The organism is Methylophilus sp. Leaf414 (genome assembly GCF_001425425.1).
Classification (GTDB): domain Bacteria; phylum Pseudomonadota; class Gammaproteobacteria; order Burkholderiales; family Methylophilaceae; genus Methylophilus.
This window is the reverse complement of sequence record NZ_LMQQ01000003.1, coordinates 73301-92229: the sequence shown is the minus strand read 5'-3', so window position 1 is coordinate 92229 and position 18929 is coordinate 73301. Positions and strand designations below refer to the sequence as shown.

Below are 18929 nucleotides of genomic sequence, written 5' to 3'. Positions count from 1 at the left end.
TCAATCTCCTTATCAAGAATTGCCAACACATGAATGGTGGATTGTTAGTGCAGGGAAGGTTTTGGAATACTGCAAATAATTAGATTCAATTTTACGTGATTTGCATGTGCCTAACTGTCAGTCAGTTTATGAAACAGGCGTAGGAATTCTTATCGTATATAAAGCTTATTCTTATCAAAAAATTCTTACATCACATTCAGGGATTTACCTATAAAAACACTGTGCCCAGCGCAGTATTGTGGAACCACTTTCCTATAAACACAGGTATTAAAAAATGTCTTATTCACTCATAGAACAGCATTTTTTCGGGCAACAGGACGACACTCATCATCCGATATTTCCTGAAGAAACCCATAAGCCGATAAAACCTGATCCTGACACCCCATATCAACCAGTTGAACCTGCCGAACCTGATATCCAGCCAGACATCATTGGCGACAATACACAATGATATTTAAATCATCCACATGAATGGCATTCACTTTGAATGCCACCATAATGTATGCATGTTCAATGCTCAATAGGTTTGTATAGCTACCAACTAGCATTGATAAATATCTATGAATTCTGCTCTTAGTTTGTTTGCTGTTTGGCTGAAGCGTAACCAGCTTCAGTTAGTCTGAATGCATCATCCAGCGGAGTGATCCATTCCTGTTTTTTTGCATATTCAATCCCACTCACCATATCTTCTTCGCTTTTTTGCTTGTCATACCAGACTCCACTTAACTTGTTCGTCAGCAATGCTTCACCCGTAAGTAATTTGAAATGGTTCACAAAAATACTTATTAGTAACTGTGCATTCTGTTCTGGCGTATTTAGCTTATCTGTTTCAACAGCGTTATTAGGTTCAGTTTTATCAATTTGTGATTCTCCGCACATATTCACTCTCCTCAGATTTGTGGTTGGTTATGAAACTATCTTGCCCTGCTGATTAAGAAGTCGCTATGCCCATCTTGCTGAATTGCCTGTAGGAATGTTCAGACAAAATACTGACCCTGGATAAAGCAAATTAAGATTTAATTCAGCTGCATGGCATACACTTTTTCTTAAATAGAAAGAGGAAAAATATCGCCATGACAAAACGTAGTTCAACAATTGCTCTTGCATTGAGAGTACTTATTTTGACCTCTGTCTCTCTTATCTCAATCAAGGCTGATGCTGGTCTCAAAGAAGATAGTGGCTACTGGTTTAATCTGCGCATGCAGGGTGAATTACCGGTTCAGAATTTTTATTGGGATATGGATATCAACCCGCGATGGCGGAATGAGGGAAAGCACTTGGATAATCTTTATTTGCGCCCGGCCGTGTTTTACAAACCGGATTCAAAAACCAGCCTTTGGTTGGGTCACGATACGATAGCCAGTCATCCAGATGGAAAATCTTCTTACCAGGAAAATCGCTGGTGGCAGCAGTTCCAGTATCAATTCGATCCTGTCCAATCAATCACTTTTACCAATCGCAGCCGACTGGAAGAGCGAACCCGCGAAGGTTTTCATGACACAGGGCATAGGTTGCGGCAAATGTTTAAGGCCTCCAAGGCAGTGACGAATTATCCTGCGCTCTCTTATGTGATGTCCGATGAATTGTTTGTCAACGTGGACCAAACTGATTGGGGCGCACATCGTGGCTTAGACCAGAACCGTCTCTTTGTAGGGGTTAACTGGAAAGTAAATAAGCGCTGCACACTGGAGACCGGCTATCTTAACCAGATAGTGAATAAAACTACCCACAATCTCGAAAACCATGTCATTAGTACAACAGTAGGTTTCAAATTCTAAGATTGATATTTTCTGTCTTTGCTTAAACCAGGATTTATTTTCAGTACTTTCCTACAGTACTTTGCGCCCAATCTGACAATGCAATTGCTTGCAGTTTTGTAGCATGCAGGAGAGGCAAGTCCTCAATACAAAACAGGGGTTTAAAAAGATGGATTTGTCTGTATTTCATTTAACCGTTCCGCTATGGGAGATCATCCTCAGAGGCTCGGTTGTTTACTGGTTTTTATTCCTGATCTTCAGGTCTATCTTGCGTCGCAGCATGGGGAGCGTCGGCGTCAGTGATTTTCTGTTTGTGGTGATTATTGCGGATGCTTCACAAAACGCCATGAGTGGCGATTCCAAATCTATTTCCGATGGTCTGGTACTCATTGCAGTTTTAGTATTCTGGAACATGTTGATTGACTGGCTCAGCTTCAAATACAAATGGGTAAGGAGAATGGTAGAAGCGCCGCCACTGGTACTGATAAAAAATGGCGTGTTGCAACTGCGCGAAATGAGAAAGGAATTTGTCACCAAAGATGAAATTATGGCCAAATTAAGAGAAGAAGGTATAGGCCAAGTTTCAGAGGTTAAACAAATGCAAATCGAGATGGATGGAGAAATCAGCGTTGTCCGCTATGAAGAAAATTGATTTCAGTACGCTTGCATACAGCCAGGTTTTACTACTAAACCCTATAAAATAAAAAAAATTAACAATTTCATCTTTCTGCACTTCAGACTCGTCAACATGTGCCGATAACTAGACTATAGTGATAATTTGCATAAATATAATTGTCTCTATTAGTTTCAAGAACGATATCCATCAACACTAAAGAAAAAAAATAATTATGTTTATCACTCTTGTGCATCGCGTGCATTCAATCATTTCGAGTTCGCCCACGTTTACCCCTTGATTACCATTGGCCAGCTTTAGGCCGATGTGTATAAACCATGCAGCGATAAGACTGACTTTTGGAAGGGTGCAAAATTGAACAAACTATTAAATATAGGCTGGAGGAACAATAAAGTCCTGACCGGCATTACTGTTTTGCTGATTTTGGTTACAGCCTTTGTTTCGATTTTTTTATCGTTAATGATTGCGCAAAATCAAGCCATCTCAAAAGAAACCAAGCGTCTGCGTGAAGTCACCAATGGGGTTTTGATGCGGATGAATAGTACCCGCACGCAGTTCGCCAATGTCGTTCACCACTTTGAATCCGTCCCGGAACAAGAGGCCTGTGCACCCCGCCATATCAAGAAAATGCAGGAATTCAATATCGCCGGTTTTTTCCTGCAGGCAGTGGCTCACGTCAAAGATAACCGTATCGTATGCTCCTCGATTGCAGAAGTTTTTGATGGTGTTTCCCTCGGTAATCCTTCAAGAATTGAGCCGGATGGCACCAGGTTATATGCCAATCTGAAAGTGTCCGATTGGCAAAACCATCACCTGGTAGTGATGGAAAAAGCCGGATGGGCCATTGTCCTTGTGCCTAGTCACGCGATTGAGGCATTGGGTAGTACCGATGTTTCAGTGGCCATTTTTGGTATACAGGAACATAAACTGTATACCTCTAGAGGCGAGATCGCCCCCGAGTGGTTACAAACTTACCGAGGTAAGCAAGCACTTACTTTTATTGATAAAGAACGCCACATGCTGGTGTATATGGCGCCTAACAAGCTGAATTTAACCGGCGTGGTTGCAGCTATACCATTGAAGGATATTCATGATGATCTGGTCTCCTTTATCCAGATACTGATCCCGCTGGCAATGTTGGTGGGGGTGTCGCTTGGTGGCATTTTCATTTACATGCAAAGAACCAGGTACTCAACCAAATCTGCCATTTTGAAAGGACTGGCCAAAAACGAGTTTTACCTGGAATACCAGCCAATTATAAATCTGGAAAATAAACGCTGCGTCGGGGCAGAGGCATTGATTAGATGGAGAACGCCGGACAATACCTTTATCAGTCCGGATACATTTATCCCTGCCGCAGAAGCCTCGGGGGTCATATGCCAAATTACGCAGCGGGTGTTTGAGCTAGTGGCAAAAGACATGCACACAGCATTAAACATGCACAAACACTTTCACGTAGGCATTAATATTTCATCGCATGATATTCGTTCTGGCGCATTGATGCCGATGATAGAAACCCTTAAAAAATCGACCGGTGCCAAAGGCAATCAGATATTGATTGAAGTCACAGAACGTGGTTTTCTTGATGATGAAGCAGCATTGACTACTATCAAAAATATCCGTGAATGTGGCGTAATGGTAGCGATTGATGATTTTGGGACCGGCTATTCCAGCTTGTCGTACCTGACCAAATTCCAGTTGGACTACCTTAAAATCGACAAGACGTTTGTCGACTCTGTTGGCACTGATGCCGTTACTAGCCACGTTGCTTTCCACATTATTGAAATGGCAAAAACCTTACAACTGGGTATGGTCGCTGAAGGCGTGGAAACAGAGGAACAGGCGAAGATATTACAAGAGCGCGGGGTTCAATATGTGCAAGGCTGGCTATTCTCAAAATCATTAAAAAGAAAAGATTTTTATGCTTACCTTGATAAGCATACTTGATTAAGGACTTTTTACAGCATTTGCAAAAACGCTGCTTTCTGATTGATTTATTTCTTCTGCTGACGGATTTCAAGCAAAGTCTGGGTAATTTGCGATTTCAACTTTTCATTCTCCCCCGCGAGCGTCAGGCCTTTGGTGGCAGCGGATTCGGCTTGTATGATTTGTTTCTGCGCCAGTAACACATTAGCCAAATTATTATAGGCAGCAGCGGATTCTGGACGGACTTCAGTAGCATGTTTAAAACTGGAAGCCGCTAAAGGCAAATCCCCTGTGGCATAGGCTGCATTTCCCAAACCTATCAATAACACCAAGTGATCAGGCCATCGTTGCACGGCGGCATAGTAAGCTGTTTTTCTCGCTGGAGCTGGCGCATTCTTTTCGTAAGCAACCAGCGCTTTGGCGATTTCATCTGCTTCCACACTCACTGGCAACTGCCCTGGCGGTAAAGCCACAAAAGCCCAATGTTCGCTACGGGCCCAGGTGCGCTGAAAAGCACTGAGCGACATTTCCTGGCGTTTATAGGGACCTGAACGAAGCCATACCAGTTCTTTATCTGCATCATAGCCAACCACTACTGCATAGTGCCAGGAGGGTATCCAGGAAAATCCCAGGTTCTGCATCACGACCACTACATGACCTGCTGCGATTTCCTGCATGATTGCTTCGAGTTTTGGAGGTATTTGTACCGAGACTGCACCATGGCGTCTGGCTGCAGCCAGCATTTCAATTTGCAGACTGCCTTGCCGGCTGGGCACATAGACTTCCGGGGTCAACTGTTCGGGGGTGACTGAAATATTGACTGCGGTTAAAGCAGTTGCCAATGCGGCGGGACCACACTGGTATTGCTCCTGCGGAAAGAAAGGGGTTTGGGTGAGCTCAGCCCGGCGCGGCAGTTGTGAATGCTTGGTCGCTTCACGTACGCCAGGGGCAGCACACGCTGTTAGCAGGCACAAAAAAGCCAGCATGCTTAAATAATACAGTCTGGCTTTGATGTTACCCATTTTAACTACTCATCTCGCAATTATTAGCGAGATGATAATGTATTAGCGCACTGAACGTGTAAACGGGAAGATTTTGGTGAAACCGAGGATATCAGTCAGCAATAATACGAGGAACACCAACACGACCGCACCGATAATGCCGCCGCCTGCTGGCGCTTTATCCAATTGAGTTGCCAGTGAATTGGCTTCTTCATCTGTCAGCGCTGCAACGCGTGATTTGGCTTCAGCCGGGTCAATACCGCGTGCTTCCAATGCTGATTGCATATCGTCACGGGAAAGCATAGCAACAATCTTCGCGCGGTCTTGCTCACCTTTAACTGTGATAGCCGATTCCGCCACCTGATCGGTACTGACCATGGCCGCCTGCACTGTTTGAATGGAGCCTGTGAAGAAAATTGAAAGTGCCACAAAGGCACTTAAAAAACGTTTAGCCATGATCATGATATGTTTCCTCATTTGAATTAATTAAAATAGTTTGAAAAAATGATTGCTTTAACAGATTACAAAGAATTGGCTTAGAAAATGAATTCTAAGCCAATCGAATTTATAACCTTCCGGTAAGTGCCAGTATCAAAATGATGAGTACCACTAAACCGAGCCCGCCACTTGGGTAGTAACCCCAGCCGCTACTGTAGGGCCAGGCTGGCAGAGCCCCGATTAAAGCAAGAATTAGAATCACAAGCAGCACAGTTCTCAGCATCGCGCGGTCTCCTAGACAGATAGTATTGCCAATCAGGCAATTTTAATTTGAGTTATTTACTAATCGAGGCTCAATCATGGCGCCCTGTCAGCAAACACGCCATGCAAGTATGGCTGAATTATTTGTAGGAATAGTCTGATACAAACTGACTCTGTAAATTTGAATCCGATTGGTGATGGTGGTTGCCGGCATGGAATTACTCCATATCTCCTGATGAAAGTGAGCGTTAGCAATTTCATATGCTCTTCCCCCACCACTCTCTGTGCAGGAGTAGTAGCACATGGCAGATAGGCAAGGTAACTAAAACCATGCCTAACCTTGCTATTAACATGTTGGGCTACACTATGAAGGCGCAGAAGCCAAATCTGTTCACGCAAGGCACCTATGCGTCACGTATCCACGAAGACTTGTTTAGGCAGGATTTGCTGGAAGACTAGCTGTTTTTGTATGTTAGACCTCAATTTTGAGGCTTTTTGTATGTTCGCAAGCAATCAAAGATACCCGTGTTTATCTGGTTAACATCTTCCACCTAATTTTGAATTTTTTGTGAAATCGACCAAATTCGGGGTTTAGGGTTTAAGTTAGCGAAATTAATTAACGTTATTGCTATTAAATTGAAATCAAATAATAAATAGCGATGCTCGCATATACCCATTACCTACCCATGAACTCCACACCACCATCTCTCGCGAATATGGCCCTCGCAAACCTGGCCTATAGTTGGGGGGCCAAATGGGGAGAAGACCAGCTAACACGTTTTTCTGCAGGCCTGGATCTTCAGTCAAAAACCATCGTGGATATTTTAAAAAGCCGCAGTCTGACCTCGGTTTACCAACCTATTGTGTCGTTGAACAGTGCGGATATTTATGGATTCGAAGGCCTGATCCGCGGCCCGGCAGGGACTAGCCTACACGCGCCTCTGCATCTGTTTGAAGCAGCAAAGGAGCGTGACTACCTTCCGGAAATGGAGCATCTCAGTCGCCAAATCGTGCTCGAAAATTACGCGGCCACCTGCAAGACGCGCAAGCTTTTTCTCAACAGCACGCCGGAGATGCTGTTGATGTCGGCGCCCAACAAAGGCGAAACTCTGGCCTACCTTGCCAGCCTTGGGCTGGAACCGAAACAGATTATTATTGAAGTGACCGAGCAGACCCGTAATATGGATTACGGCCAGTTGCGAGAAGCGGTACAGTTATACCGCAATATAGGCTTTGAGATTGCAATGGATGATCTGGGTGAGGGCTTTTCCAGCTTGCGCCTGTGGTCAGAACTGAAGCCTGACTATGTGAAAATCGACAAGCACTTCATCCGCAACATTCACTTGGACCAGGTCAAATTTGAATTCGTCCGCTCGATACAGCAGATAGCCCAGAACTCCGGTGCCAAAGTCATCGCCGAAGGCATTGAAGCCTTTGAAGAACTGAGTATCATCAAAGACCTGAAAATTGATTTTGGCCAGGGGTAATACCTTGGCCGGCCAGAAGCTGACCTGATACAGTCGATTGATGCAGATATAAAAAAACAGCTGGTGCGCAACACACTACACCTTTACCAGAACAGCTATATCGCACTCGACCACCGCTCCAACGTCAGCAAACTGCTGAAATACATTCCGCCGATACAAGCGGACATGACCAATAACGAGGTGATGCGCGTGATTGATGCGGACAGCAATATTCACATGCTACCAGTTGTGAACGGTGAAACACCCATCGGCCTGATTACCCGCTACACCATGATAGATAATCTGGCGCGGCCTTACCGCCGGGAGTTATATGGTAACCGTCGCTGCGCAGAGACGTTTATGGATCCGCATCCGCTGATAGTCGAAAAATCCATGAGCCTGAAAGCTTTGAGTGACATTATCGCTGAAGAGGCACAGCACTTCAGCAACGGCTTTATTATTACCGACAACGGCCGCTACCTGGGCATTGGCCGCGGACAGGATTTACTGCGTGAAGTGACACAAATGCAGATCAATGCCGCCCGCTATGCGAACCCGATCACACTATTACCGGGTAACGTCCCCATCAATGAGCAACTGGAAAGATTACTCGCTTCAGAATGCAAATTCAGCGTCTGCTATTTTGACCTGGATACGTTCAAGCCGTATAACGACATCTATGGTTTCAGGCGTGGTGATGAAATCATCAGCTATACCGCAAAATTGTTGCTGAGCAATGTAGACCAGAATTTTGACTTTGTCGGCCATATCGGCGGCGATGATTTTATTGTGATTTTCCAGAGTGAAGACTGGCAGGAACGCTGCAAGAAAATCCTGGCGAGTATGGAAGCAGATATCGCAAACTTCTATGATGAAGCGCACAAAGATGTAGGCGGCATTGTGGCTGAAGACAGGCAAGGCAAAGTGGTTGAATATCCCTTCGTCAGCCTGTCTATTGGTGCAGTTAAAGTGAAACCAGGAAAATTCCGCTCACAGCATGAGTTGTCATCCGCCGTCAGCCTGGCAAAAAAGCAGGCTAAAAAAATGCCGGGCAATAGTTTGTTTATTGAACGCAGGCTTTAAAGGAGCACAAGTTATAAAAATGGAAAGTTATAAAAAGCAAAAAGGCGAAGCCAGCTTCGCCTTTTCTGATTTAGCGTACGAATAACGCAATCAGGATAATAATTGGAATTGGAACCCCAATAAACCAAAGTAATAATGAACGCATAACAACCTCCTGAACTAATAGTTAATAATCACTTTGCAAATTAACGCACGAACAAAGCAATCAAGATAATCAATGGAATAGGCACGCCTAAAAAGAAAAGTAGTAATGAACGCATGTTAATTCTCCTGATAATTTAAAAAGCTGGGCCTTAATGATTCACTTCACTTCATTAAACCCCGGCTTTGTCAGCCAGGGTTTCACAAGCTAATTACGCATCACGGCAACGACCGCCCCATGTCGCGGCCAGGCTAGCTGAAAAAGCGCCGATCAACAGGGAAACAAATAACCACAAGCTGATGCCAACTGAAGCTTTGCGAGCTGCATCAGCGGCTTCTTTAGTTTTCACTTCTACTTCTTTGGCTTTGTCCTGCACGGTTGTGTAAATCTGGTTAACGCGTGCTTCAGCTTCCTGCTGGGTTAAACCGGTATGTTGCGAAACCAGTTGCGCAAGGTAAGTTGAGTCTTCAGCAGACAATGCACCATTGGCAATTGAAGTTGCAATGATGCGGCTTACCTCTGCACTAGGTACAGCGTCTTGCTGTGGAACAGTCATGGCGGCATGGTGGTGCGCAGCATTTGAAGATGGATCATGATCCGCAGAATCTGTTGCAGTATTTGCAGGCGCTGGCCTGAACAAAGCATCTACAAAATATGCCGAAGCACCACTTGCCTGATCGCCAGCATCTTTACTAATCCCCGAGTGAGCAGCAGCAACCACACCTGCAGTTGCTGCACCGCCGGCAACGCTGGCAGTGGCTTGCACACCTGTGCTAACAATAGAGCCAATCACCGATGTCAACAGCGCAGCCGTTAGCAATGTAGCAACACCCCAGGCAATAAAGCCATGCGCGGTGTCGCGGAAATAGACCTCATCAGGGTCTGTATCTTGCCATCTAACGCGCAAGCGACCTGTCAAATAGCCACCCAAACCTGAGGCTAGTGCCTGAGTCACAGTGATCCAGATAATCGCAGCAATACCAAAAGTGGCAGCCGTTACACCATCATGTGACCATGGTGAAATAGAGGAAAGACCCAGGCCTGTACCCAGTATGAATAAAATCAGTGAAAGTGCTGCAGCAGCAACCGCGCCAAGCAGGATCGCAGCCCATGAGATTGCGCTCCTGTTAGTCGTATCGACAGAGGTGAGAGTGGTGTTTCGACCCACTAGCGGATCATTTGATAAATTAGCTTGTGCCATGATGTAACTCCAAAATTTATAATTAAAATATTTTTAAACTGCTAACACCGGTCCACATCTGTGCCTTGCTAACCGGGGAAATCACTTTTCTGGTTAATCAGGTCGTCTCTCACTTGGTTGTTTAATTATTTTTAAATTAATCCGGCCAGTGACAAAATCAGCAATAGAACAAGCGCTGAACCTAAAATACCCGTCGGGTAATAACCCCATTTGGTGCTGTATGGCCATGTTGGCAATACAAATAACAATGCAAAAATTAAAAACCCGATCACAACATTACCCAACATGATTCCCTCCAAAACCAAATACTGAATAAAGGATTGAACTGTTCACGATCACTTCCGTACCTAGCATTAAGCTGCTAAACACTGGAAGTTTCGCTAAAGAGGCTTCGAGTAAAAAGCCTCTTAGAGTAAGGCTCCATCATGCGTATTTGTCATACACAGCTCCATACAATTTAATCTGAAATTTTTGTAGGAATTCTCGGACGCTTTTACAGCGAAGACAGTTAGTACAGGGAAATTAATGAAGTATTGGTACTGATTGAAGTCACAGACGCGAAAAATTTGCTTAATCTGCTTTGGTAAATAATTTGATTAGTTTTGGACTAAGTTTTTGTTTGGTTTTTAGATACTCTTTCCAGGGGTCAGACTTCAGCTGCGACAATCGTTTCCCAATATTCATGATATTGAAACTATCTCCCTGAATATCTCTGCCAACTTCATCCCATGTCAATGGTGTAGCCACCGGTGCACCTGTGCGGGCTCGCGTGGAGTACGGAACGATAGCGGTGGCACCTGAACCATTGCGCAGGTAATCAATAAAGATGCGCCCTTCGCGTTTCTTTTTAGAAATACTGGAAGTGAATCGTTCAGGAATCTGGTCTTCAAGATACTGGGCAATACCGCGCGTAAAAGCTTTCACAATATCCCATGGGTAATCCGCTTTAATCGGCACTTCTATGTGCAAACCTTTGCCGCCGGTGGTTTTCACAAAACATTGCAAATCGACCTCTTGTAACAGCCCTCTTAGTAAATTGGCGGCTTCAGTGACTTTTTGCCATGCAAGATCAGGGCCCGGATCCAGATCGAAAATCAAACGGTCTGCCAGTGACGTTACCGGATAACGTGAGCCCCAGCTATGTAACTCCAGTACCCCTAACTGCACCAGTTCGATGATGGCGGGCAGGTTATTGGCAATAAAGTATTTCGCGTCTTTTCCGGCAGGATCAAGCTGTATTGACTGCAGGTGGCTATCCCGGTCATCAGCCACATGTTTCTGGAAAAAGCAGGCCTTATGGTAACCATCCGGACAACGCACAATAGACAGTGGCCGGTCTTGTAAATACGGCATTATCCACTGCTCGATATCTGCGTAATAACTGGCAATATCGGCTTTGGTGTAGCCATCTTCGGCATAGAGTATTTTGGCAGGATTACTAAGTTTGATACCGGCAATCCGTGCTCCGTTAGCAGACGTTGCGAGTGTTAAACTCGATGTTTTACTAGCGGTTTTTTCAGGTACAGCTTTTTTATCCCGCGTCGTTTCTTTCTGACGTGTTTCTACGGGTGTTTTTCTATCAATGTGCTCCGGCGCCAGCATAGTTTCATGCGTGACTTGTCTGGCAGGTTTATCATTCCTTAACCCTACAAAACTGGCATGCCGCACTGAACCCTCATTAGTCCATTGCGCGAACTTGACTTCTGCCACCAGCGTAGGCTTTAGCCAGTGCACACCAATGGCTTCCTTACCTTTGGGGGGATTTACGAACGGAGTCTTTGCAGTGAGCAATTTAGGAAATTGTCCGGCAATCATCTTCAGCGTCTCGGCATCAAAACCGGTGCCTACGCGACCGGCATAACGTAACTGGCTTTTTCCTTTATTATCTTTATCATTTGCATCATAAGTGCCAAGTAGCAATGCGCCAAAGTGTTCGCGACTCCCGGCGGGATCAGTATAGCCTGCCACCACAAACTCTTGCCGCATGCCACACTTTACCTTTAACCAATCTGCGGACCGGTATTGCACATAAGGCGCTTGTGCATCTTTTACCACCACGCCTTCCTGACCCAACAAGCACGCTTGCCGGAATACTTCACCCGCATGACCTTCTACGTGATCACTGAAATGGATGGGACCCTGTGCCTCTTCATCAGCCTCATCTTTTTTGGCTAGTAACTCTCGCAATAATTCTTTGCGGTCTATCAGTGGCAATGCCGTCAGGTCATAACCATCCAGATACATCAGGTCGAAAACAAAATAGACCAGTGTAGCTTCCTTATCCAGCCGCATGGCATTTTGAAGCAATTGGAAACTGATATGGCCATCCGGCCCAATTGCCACCACTTCGCCATCCAGCCACGCAGAATCTACCGGTAAATCAGCCATCGCTTTGACCAGGCCCGGCCATTTGGCTGACCAGTTATGGCCGTTGCGCGTGAGCATGCTGACCTTGCCTTTTTCAATGCGCGTCAGCGCCCGGTAACCGTCATATTTCAACTCAGCCAGCCATTGATCACCTTCCGGGGCATGGGTTGCCAGCGTCGCCAGTTGCGGTTTGAAAGTTTCCGGCATGGGCTGGCGTGCCTGTCTGGATGAAATATTTTTTGCAGTAGTTTTTCGAGCTGGTTTATCAGTATTGAAATCTGCCGATAAATCATGAATGTCAGGCAAAGCACTGACAGACTCAGCCGCAGTTTCGGTAATCTGTGCCTTGGTACCTGTGCGGGATTCATCATCTTGTTCTTTAATCAACAGCCAGTTGGTTTTATCGTCTTTATCTGCGGGCCTGCTTTTCATACGCACCAGCGCCCATTTACCCTGCAACTTGTGGCCCTGCAGCTGAAATTTCAATGAGCCGTTTTTGTAACCTTCCGCCGCATTGCCTATCGGTTCCCAGGTACCTTTATCCCATAACAGCACATGCCCTGCCCCATACTGGCCAGTGGGAATCTCGCCTTCAAAAGTCCCATAAGCTAAAGGATGATCTTCTACCTCTACCGCCAGCCGTTTGTCGGCAGGATCCAGGCTGGGGCCTTTTGGTATTGCCCAGCTTTTCAGCGTGCCGTCCAGTTCCAGCCTGAAGTCATAATGCAACCGGCGCGCATGGTGTTTTTGAATGTAGAAACGCAAATGCTTCCCAGCCGTTTCCACCTCACCACGTGGTTCACTGGTGATATCGAAATCACGCTTTTTCCAGTATTTTTGTAAGCCCATGTGTTTACCGGTTTATCAACTGTCTAATGAATGCGCTAGGCAGAACGTTTGCGCTGCGGCGTGTCTGCTTTAGACTCGGCTATTTTTTTACTTGTCGTTTTGGACTTGGCTATCAGTTTTTCCGCTTCGGATTTTGACCTGGATTTAGTCACTCCCAACTTAGCCGTTTTATCCCCGATACTGGCTTTGAGCAATTGCATTAGGTCAACCACATTGCTGGATGAATATGCACGCGGAACGTTTCCCTCAGCCTCGGGTTCTGTCAATGTATGCGTTTGCTTGGCTTTGACTTTTTTCTTGACCAGCGCCAGCACATCCTGACGGTAAGTGTCTTGATATTGCTCAGGGTTCCAAGGCTCAGACATATCTTTTACCAGCGATAACGCCATCTCAACCTCTTTGGCGGATACCAGTGATTGCTTGCCGGTTTTAGGTTCGGCTACTTCAGGTAGCTCCCTGATTTCTTCCTGGTAACGCAGAAGATTGAGGACGATGACCTTCTGGAATGGCATTAACGCAGCCAGGTGTTGCTTGGTCCGGATGACCACTTGCCCCAAGGCCAGTTTGCCGGATTTCTCCAATGTCTGCCGCAATAAGGCATACACTTTTTCGCCGCCTTTGCCGGGCACTAAATAATAAGGTTGTTCAAAAAAGAATACCGGGATCTCACTGGTATCGATAAAGGACAGGATATCGATGGTCTGGGTACTTTCAGGATTGGCCCTGCGCAAGTCTTCATCGGTCAGCACCACATATTCATCCTTTTCATAGGCATAGCCCTTGACGATATCCGGCTGCTTTACTTCTTTACCCGTCACTTTGTTATAGCGTTTATAACCGACAGGTGCAAAATCACGTTTATCCAGCAAATCCAAGTCAATACCTGAACTGCTACTGGCAGAATGCAGTTCAACCGGGATATGTACCAGGCCAAAGCTGATGGCACCTTTCCAAATAGGACGTGACATGCGGTGAATCTTTCAAGAATCAGGAAGAAATATAATCAACCTTAATCCATTACCCCAAGTATCAGGATTCAGCTGAAAATCCTGTAGGAAAAGTACTAAATTTAATAGCTGCCACAGCAAAAGGTTTCCAAGTCTTACTAAAAGGCTACCGCCAGAAAATTAACATATGAAAATATATACCTTTATCTCTATATCAGCGTATATTGAAATCTGACTTCGGAAAACAGTTGTGAATTTTTCACTCGTGTAGCCCACTTGAGACTCTTTCACCAAGTACCTGTTTAAGCAGTCGTTATAAAACTTTCCTTCTCGTGCTTCCCTAGTAGTTTGTTTACTTCCGTAGCATGCGTTTGCATTTCGCATAACACGCATTACGCCTGGGCACACTGGTAGCTGCATCTCTCCATCCATTCTTACCCTCGCTTTTAACTATTAAAAAAGGTCAAGAACATGGAAGAAACTATCTTATTCAGCAATACCGACATAAAAGTCAGTCATCAGCACTTGAATATTCACGGGCAAACTTATGCTATCGCAGACATCAACCACATAGAGCTGAAACTGATAGAACCTAAACGCATTGTGGCGACTATTTTATTTTTGGCAGGGTTATTTTTGCTAATTGATGAAGGCCAATTATTCGCCCTGGGTGGCTTTTCAGTGCTTCTCGGTGTCGTGTTCTGGGTATCTGGCGGCACTAAATATGCGTTAGTGATACACTCTTCGGCAGGTGAACAGCGGGTTCTGACCAGTGACGATCGTTTGCTCGCTGAGAAAATCATTCATGCAGTAGACACTGCAATGTTGGAATATGCGAATCCACGAGTGACAAGTGCTCCTACCTCTAGCGAAACAATTTACCGGGATTACAATAGCGACAGCCTTGGTGCTTACTAGTGTAGCCGTCAGTGAATTCAATACACAAGCTGCGGTTTAAGCCGGTTGTGAAATACCTGCCAGCGCCTCAGTGGCAGCTGTTTCATCAGTCATGACAATATCTGCTAGCGAGATAATGCCAACCAGCTGATTTTCCCGGTCTAGCACTGGCAATCTGCGAATTTGAAACTGTTTCATTTCCTGTGCTGCCTCTTCTACTGTCTGGTCATCAAATACATATCTCGCTTCAGTGCCAAGTAATTGGCTGATTCTGGTGTCATCCAATGACAAGCCTCTTGCTACCGCCCGTATCGTGATATCACGATCCGAAAGCATGCCTATCAGTTCATCATTCTCGCAAATGGGCAATATCCCCAAATCGTGCTCCAACATGGTTCTGGCGGCTGAGCGTAAGGTATCGTTAGGCGAGGCGACAATTACCTCTGGTGTCATTATCTGGCTAATCAGCATGTTGTTTCCTTTGCATAAATCTATGTGCCAGCTTGCGAGAGCAAAGTTGAAGCACCGTTAGGCATGATTCTAACGATCTGAACGCCACAAAATCATCCGTGGCAGGCTGATTGCAGCGTCAGACTTTGAGTCAGTTGTATACAGACTTCTCTGACAAGCCAGCCATGCTTAAGCGGGCAATGCCTGTTTTGCTAAAGAGGATCCGCCTGGACTCAGCACGACTTTACGGCAAGCTTCTTCCTTCTTGTTGAAAATTTCATACCCTCTGGCGGCGTCTTCCAGCGACATGCGGTGGGTGATGATATCAGCCGGATGTAATTTGCCTTCTTCAATGCTATTGAGCAATTCGGGCAGGAAACCATGCACATGGGTTTGTCCCATCTTAAAGCTCAAGCCTTTATCAAACGCATCCCCCATTAAAAAGCCATGAATAAAACCTGCATATAAACCTGGAATGCTGATAATGCCGCCGCGACGGGTAGCCGCAATACATTGACGTAATACTTTACCGCTGCTTGTTTCTACCTTTAACGTTGTCAGGGCAGTTTCAAGCATGCTGCCTTTTGCTTCAAAACCAACTGCATCAATACTGGCGTCTACACCTCGGTTACCGGTTAACTGGATAATCAGTTCGGCAGGATCATTATTTTCATCAAAATTAATACTGATGGTGTCATAGGCTTCTTTGGCAAAATCGAGGCGATACTGGTGATGGTCGACCATGAAAATGGTTTCCACACCCAGCATGCGGGCACAAGCGGCAGCCATCAGGCCCACTGGCCCTGCCCCGAAAATCGCGATTTTTGAACCGGGCCCGACATCTGCATTGAGTATTGCCTGATAACCGGTTGGTAGGATATCAGTTAGAAATAATACCTGCTCATCTGCTAATGACCCGGGCACTTTAAAGGGACCGACATTACCATGCGGCACTCGCACAAGCTCTGCCTGCCCGCCCGGGACACCGCCATACATGTGGCTATAGCCGAACAAAGCAGCCGGAGGTCTTGTATCTTTTTTATTCAGCGATGCGCCACGATCCGGATTGGAAGTTTCACAGGCAGCGTACTGGCTTTTCTCACAGAAAAAACAGTGCCCGCAAGCAATTACAAATGGAATAATTACCCGGTCACCTATTTTGACATTGGTAACGTTGGGGCCCACATCTTCTATGACACCCATGAATTCATGGCCAAGAATATCGCCATCCCTTACTTCCGGTATTTTGCCGCGATAGAGGTGAAGGTCAGAGCCGCAGATAGCAGTTGCTGTGACCCGCAAAATGACGTCCTCCTCGTGTTTCAAGATGGGATCAGGAACAGTCTCGACTCGAACATCATTACTGCCGTGATAGGTTAGTGCGCGCATAGGGAATCCTTTGTTAAAGAAGAGAACTGGTGAAATTGACTCAGTTTGTTGGCTTCGACTTCAAACTTTAAAGATTGGGCAAAACCAAGATAAGCGTGCTATCTCTGATTATTTTGTAGGTATTGCTAGTCATAAAATCCAGGGATTTTTCATTTGACTGATGCGATAGCAAATGAAAAAGCTGCGTCTGACAATAGAATCAGATATTTACTGACAGTATCCCCACGCATTACGCCCTAAACTAGTTTCTATTCAATGATAAAAAAGGAAATCGCCATGTATTCAATTAAACGTTTAGTGCTGGGTTCAGCCGTGTTGGGCCTGCTTTGTATGAGCTTGAATGTCAATGCCAGAGATGTGACTTCTTCCGACAAACGCTTTTTAAAGAACGCTGCAGAATCTGGTAATTACGAGGTCGAAGGCAGTCAGCTGGCACTGAAAAAATCGAAGGATGCAGACATCTTGAAATTTGCAAAAATGATGACTGAAGACCATACACAGGCTGCTGCTAAAGTTAAAGATTTAGCGGCAAAACGCAATGTGGAGTTGTCCAAGGAACCTAGCCTGATACAACAAGCCAAGCTTAAATATCTGGAAACAAAAGAGGGTACAAAATTTGATAAAAGTTATGCAGCGGGTGTAGGGGTTGCTGCTCACGAGCAAACGATAAAGTTATTTGAAGATGCGGCTGAAGATGCAACGGATCCGGAAATTAAAAAATTCGCAGCGGATACGTTACCAGTGTTGAAAAAACATCTGGAAGAGGCAAAACGGATCGATGCTAAAGTGAACAAAGATGACTAATTAGTTGCTTGCCCTATAACAAAAAAGCCTAACCTGGTATTCCGGTTAGGCTTTTTGCTGTTCTAATACACGTCGGTGGATTTAACGCTGGGCAACCGCAGTTTCGATCCAGCTTTCAATGTTTTCACTGATATGTGCATACACTTCTTTACTGGTTTCGCCTGGCGGATCATAAGTGTGAATAGTGTCCATCGCCTGTCGGCCGTCCGGCATACTCAACCCCTCAAAAGGATTAGGCCCGGGAGCACTTTCCTGCTGATTTTGATCCAGCAATCTGTGTATCCTGATACCCAATAAACCCTTGCCTTTAGCCAGAGATTGTTCTATTTCATAATGTACCCATTTGCTATTTGCAGTTTGCGCGCCTATGAGTACAACAGTGCAACTACGCCCATGTAGTTGCTCGTTAATCCAGCGTCTAATAGCTGAATCCTTGGTTTTCAACACTGACTCCCAGGAGTTATCAATTGCAGCCTGATTACCTGCCACTACGCCGATATTCCGCACCATAGAAGCACGCCAGCTATCATGCTCATAATCAAAACTGTAGAAAACCTTGCGCGCCATACAAGCCCTGTGAAATCCAAACCATTATGGTACTTTAAATGCCAGGAAGCTTGTAGGACAAATCAGATTTTTTTGATTTTCCTGGTGATCATCAAAACTAAGCAGTTGCTGGTTAATTATCTGATGGTCAATAAGCTAGTGTCTGATATTTTATTTGGAATGCTATTGCATCAGGTTGGTAGTGGCATAAGCAAAATGGGCATGAAAAAGTCGCGCAAAATCAATATCTGCAAGATCAGTTTGGGTCCCATAGCCATGATCTAACACTAAATTTAAAGCGGCACCACCGGGCGAAGGTACTGGTAAAATGCTGGCGTGCGGATGATAGTATTTGAATATCGCATGTTCGGTTTCCACCCCTTCCATGCCGCCTATAAAGACGGCGCCAATGAGATCCGTGCGTGAAAGCATTTCCTTGCGCATATGCAGGATGCTAGCTTCCCTGTTATTGGAGACAGCGTTGGTATAAATGACATTGCCAAACTTTTTGTTTTCTTCAGCAAACTCATCTTCAAAAAACTTGCTCTGATAGAGGATGACTGCATCGGCGTAATCTACGCCCAAGTCCTCGCAGATGCTCCATAACATGGGTGTAATCGCCGGGTGCCCCCCCCAAATAATTTTGTGCTGCCTGATCACAGCAACCACCATCTCACGCACCGCACACTGGATAAGGAACGGGTTAGCCGTCTCGTGATAGGTACCACGGTTTATAACCGGCACACTGGCTGAAAGAAATATTGCTCCCAT

General features: G+C 45.4%; 21 protein-coding genes. 9 read left to right on the top strand and 12 right to left on the bottom strand.

What is annotated here, in order from left to right; all coding sequences use genetic code 11:
- Window positions 1-274: 274 nt before the first annotated feature.
- A complete protein-coding gene (locus tag ASG24_RS14655; protein WP_156376538.1) occupies window positions 275-451 on the top strand; it encodes a hypothetical protein in 177 nt (58 codons plus the stop codon).
- A gap of 122 nt (window positions 452-573) precedes the next feature.
- Here the strand turns inward: ASG24_RS14655 and ASG24_RS07375 are convergent, their stop codons facing one another.
- Window positions 574-879, bottom strand: a complete 306-nt coding sequence (locus ASG24_RS07375; protein WP_055869693.1) for a hypothetical protein — start codon at window positions 877-879, stop codon at window positions 574-576.
- Between the two features lie 194 nt (window positions 880-1073).
- On the opposite strand from ASG24_RS07375, the gene ASG24_RS07370 reads away from it, so the two are divergent.
- From ASG24_RS07370 to ASG24_RS07360, 3 genes are all read left to right on the top strand, one after another.
- Window positions 1074-1778 carry a DUF2490 domain-containing protein gene (locus tag ASG24_RS07370; RefSeq protein ID WP_055869690.1) on the top strand — a complete coding sequence of 235 codons (705 nt, stop codon included), beginning with the start codon at window positions 1074-1076 and terminating at the stop codon, window positions 1776-1778.
- A 148-nt stretch (window positions 1779-1926) separates the two neighbouring features.
- Window positions 1927-2409, top strand: coding sequence for a DUF421 domain-containing protein (locus ASG24_RS07365; protein ID WP_200936990.1), 483 nt, complete (start codon window positions 1927-1929; stop codon window positions 2407-2409).
- A gap of 336 nt (window positions 2410-2745) precedes the next feature.
- Window positions 2746-4338, top strand: coding sequence for an EAL domain-containing protein (locus ASG24_RS07360; RefSeq protein ID WP_055869686.1), 1593 nt, complete (start codon window positions 2746-2748; stop codon window positions 4336-4338).
- A gap of 47 nt (window positions 4339-4385) precedes the next feature.
- On the opposite strand, the gene ASG24_RS07355 is transcribed toward ASG24_RS07360, so the two are convergent.
- The 3 genes from ASG24_RS07355 to ASG24_RS14390 all read right to left on the bottom strand — a co-directional run bounded on the left by ASG24_RS07355 (window position 4386) and on the right by ASG24_RS14390 (window position 6039).
- Window positions 4386-5339, bottom strand: a complete 954-nt coding sequence (locus tag ASG24_RS07355; RefSeq protein WP_055869683.1) for a PA2778 family cysteine peptidase — start codon at window positions 5337-5339, stop codon at window positions 4386-4388.
- 42 nt (window positions 5340-5381) lie between these two features.
- Window positions 5382-5780 carry a PA2779 family protein gene (locus ASG24_RS07350; RefSeq protein ID WP_055869680.1) on the bottom strand — a complete coding sequence of 133 codons (399 nt, stop codon included), beginning with the start codon at window positions 5778-5780 and terminating at the stop codon, window positions 5382-5384.
- Between the two features lie 103 nt (window positions 5781-5883).
- A complete protein-coding gene (locus tag ASG24_RS14390) occupies window positions 5884-6039 on the bottom strand; it encodes a DUF3309 domain-containing protein (protein WP_082488024.1) in 156 nt (51 codons plus the stop codon).
- A 308-nt stretch (window positions 6040-6347) separates the two neighbouring features.
- Between ASG24_RS14390 and ASG24_RS14880 the strand changes: the two genes are divergently transcribed.
- The 3 genes from ASG24_RS14880 (at window position 6348) to ASG24_RS14800 (ending at window position 8566) form a co-directional block, all read left to right on the top strand.
- Entirely contained in the window at window positions 6348-6476 is a 129-nt protein-coding gene (locus ASG24_RS14880) for a hypothetical protein (RefSeq protein WP_255352557.1), read from the top strand.
- Window positions 6477-6733: 257 nt separating this feature from the next.
- Window positions 6734-7504: an EAL domain-containing protein gene (locus tag ASG24_RS14805; RefSeq protein ID WP_235562346.1), complete on the top strand. Its 771-nt coding sequence runs from the start codon at window positions 6734-6736 to the stop codon at window positions 7502-7504.
- A 63-nt stretch (window positions 7505-7567) separates the two neighbouring features.
- The gene (locus ASG24_RS14800) at window positions 7568-8566 is read left to right on the top strand and encodes a GGDEF domain-containing protein (protein ID WP_235562345.1); all 999 of its coding nucleotides are present in this window, start codon (window positions 7568-7570) and stop codon (window positions 8564-8566) included.
- A 353-nt stretch (window positions 8567-8919) separates the two neighbouring features.
- Here ASG24_RS14800 and ASG24_RS07335 read toward each other — a convergent pair whose 3' ends face one another.
- The 4 genes from ASG24_RS07335 to ASG24_RS07325 all read right to left on the bottom strand — a co-directional run bounded on the left by ASG24_RS07335 (window position 8920) and on the right by ASG24_RS07325 (window position 14093).
- Window positions 8920-9909, bottom strand: coding sequence for a hypothetical protein (locus ASG24_RS07335; RefSeq protein WP_200936989.1), 990 nt, complete (start codon window positions 9907-9909; stop codon window positions 8920-8922).
- Between the two features lie 131 nt (window positions 9910-10040).
- Window positions 10041-10196, bottom strand: a complete 156-nt coding sequence (locus ASG24_RS14385) for a DUF3309 family protein (protein WP_082488023.1) — start codon at window positions 10194-10196, stop codon at window positions 10041-10043.
- A 283-nt stretch (window positions 10197-10479) separates the two neighbouring features.
- Window positions 10480-13125 carry a DNA ligase D gene (gene ligD / locus ASG24_RS07330; protein ID WP_055869675.1) on the bottom strand — a complete coding sequence of 882 codons (2646 nt, stop codon included), beginning with the start codon at window positions 13123-13125 and terminating at the stop codon, window positions 10480-10482.
- A gap of 35 nt (window positions 13126-13160) precedes the next feature.
- The gene (locus tag ASG24_RS07325; RefSeq protein ID WP_055869672.1) at window positions 13161-14093 is read right to left on the bottom strand and encodes a Ku protein; all 933 of its coding nucleotides are present in this window, start codon (window positions 14091-14093) and stop codon (window positions 13161-13163) included.
- 450 nt (window positions 14094-14543) lie between these two features.
- Here ASG24_RS07325 and ASG24_RS07315 point away from each other — a divergent pair, with 450 nt between their 5' ends.
- On the top strand, window positions 14544-14990 hold the full coding sequence (locus ASG24_RS07315) for a DUF6232 family protein (protein WP_055869666.1): 447 nt from the start codon (window positions 14544-14546) through the stop codon (window positions 14988-14990).
- Between the two features lie 36 nt (window positions 14991-15026).
- Here the strand turns inward: ASG24_RS07315 and ASG24_RS07310 are convergent, their stop codons facing one another.
- Both ASG24_RS07310 and ASG24_RS07305 read right to left on the bottom strand, forming a co-directional pair.
- Complete coding sequence (locus ASG24_RS07310; protein ID WP_055869663.1) at window positions 15027-15440, bottom strand: CBS domain-containing protein; 414 nt, start codon at window positions 15438-15440, stop codon at window positions 15027-15029.
- A gap of 168 nt (window positions 15441-15608) precedes the next feature.
- Complete coding sequence (locus ASG24_RS07305; RefSeq protein WP_055869660.1) at window positions 15609-16808, bottom strand: zinc-dependent alcohol dehydrogenase; 1200 nt, start codon at window positions 16806-16808, stop codon at window positions 15609-15611.
- Between the two features lie 255 nt (window positions 16809-17063).
- Between ASG24_RS07305 and ASG24_RS07300 the strand changes: the two genes are divergently transcribed.
- Window positions 17064-17612 carry a DUF4142 domain-containing protein gene (locus ASG24_RS07300; protein WP_235562344.1) on the top strand — a complete coding sequence of 183 codons (549 nt, stop codon included), beginning with the start codon at window positions 17064-17066 and terminating at the stop codon, window positions 17610-17612.
- An 81-nt stretch (window positions 17613-17693) separates the two neighbouring features.
- Here the strand turns inward: ASG24_RS07300 and ASG24_RS07295 are convergent, their stop codons facing one another.
- Window positions 17694-18179: a TIR domain-containing protein gene (locus tag ASG24_RS07295; protein ID WP_055869655.1), complete on the bottom strand. Its 486-nt coding sequence runs from the start codon at window positions 18177-18179 to the stop codon at window positions 17694-17696.
- A 162-nt stretch (window positions 18180-18341) separates the two neighbouring features.
- Window positions 18342-18929, bottom strand: coding sequence for a hypothetical protein (locus tag ASG24_RS07290; RefSeq protein WP_055869652.1), 588 nt, complete (start codon window positions 18927-18929; stop codon window positions 18342-18344).

Coding starts and splice junctions, on each gene's coding strand:
- ASG24_RS07300 (WP_235562344.1), top strand. CDS start 17,064: ATGATAAAAAAGGAAATCGCCATGTATTCAATTAAACGTTTAGTGCTG.
- ASG24_RS14805 (WP_235562346.1), top strand. CDS start 6,734: ATGGCCCTCGCAAACCTGGCCTATAGTTGGGGGGCCAAATGGGGAGAA.
- ASG24_RS14385 (WP_082488023.1), bottom strand. CDS start 10,196: ATGTTGGGTAATGTTGTGATCGGGTTTTTAATTTTTGCATTGTTATTT.
- ligD (WP_055869675.1), bottom strand. CDS start 13,125: ATGGGCTTACAAAAATACTGGAAAAAGCGTGATTTCGATATCACCAGT.
- ASG24_RS07290 (WP_055869652.1), bottom strand. CDS start 18,929: ATGGGAGCAATATTTCTTTCAGCCAGTGTGCCGGTTATAAACCGTGGT.
- ASG24_RS14880 (WP_255352557.1), top strand. CDS start 6,348: ATGCCTAACCTTGCTATTAACATGTTGGGCTACACTATGAAGGCGCAG.
- ASG24_RS07370 (WP_055869690.1), top strand. CDS start 1,074: ATGACAAAACGTAGTTCAACAATTGCTCTTGCATTGAGAGTACTTATT.
- ASG24_RS07375 (WP_055869693.1), bottom strand. CDS start 879: ATGTGCGGAGAATCACAAATTGATAAAACTGAACCTAATAACGCTGTT.
- ASG24_RS07310 (WP_055869663.1), bottom strand. CDS start 15,440: ATGCTGATTAGCCAGATAATGACACCAGAGGTAATTGTCGCCTCGCCT.
- ASG24_RS14390 (WP_082488024.1), bottom strand. CDS start 6,039: ATGCTGAGAACTGTGCTGCTTGTGATTCTAATTCTTGCTTTAATCGGG.
- ASG24_RS07325 (WP_055869672.1), bottom strand. CDS start 14,093: ATGTCACGTCCTATTTGGAAAGGTGCCATCAGCTTTGGCCTGGTACAT.
- ASG24_RS07315 (WP_055869666.1), top strand. CDS start 14,544: ATGGAAGAAACTATCTTATTCAGCAATACCGACATAAAAGTCAGTCAT.
- ASG24_RS07355 (WP_055869683.1), bottom strand. CDS start 5,339: ATGGGTAACATCAAAGCCAGACTGTATTATTTAAGCATGCTGGCTTTT.
- ASG24_RS07295 (WP_055869655.1), bottom strand. CDS start 18,179: ATGGCGCGCAAGGTTTTCTACAGTTTTGATTATGAGCATGATAGCTGG.
- ASG24_RS07305 (WP_055869660.1), bottom strand. CDS start 16,808: ATGCGCGCACTAACCTATCACGGCAGTAATGATGTTCGAGTCGAGACT.
- ASG24_RS14655 (WP_156376538.1), top strand. CDS start 275: ATGTCTTATTCACTCATAGAACAGCATTTTTTCGGGCAACAGGACGAC.
- ASG24_RS07365 (WP_200936990.1), top strand. CDS start 1,927: ATGGATTTGTCTGTATTTCATTTAACCGTTCCGCTATGGGAGATCATC.
- ASG24_RS07350 (WP_055869680.1), bottom strand. CDS start 5,780: ATGATCATGGCTAAACGTTTTTTAAGTGCCTTTGTGGCACTTTCAATT.
- ASG24_RS07335 (WP_200936989.1), bottom strand. CDS start 9,909: ATGGCACAAGCTAATTTATCAAATGATCCGCTAGTGGGTCGAAACACC.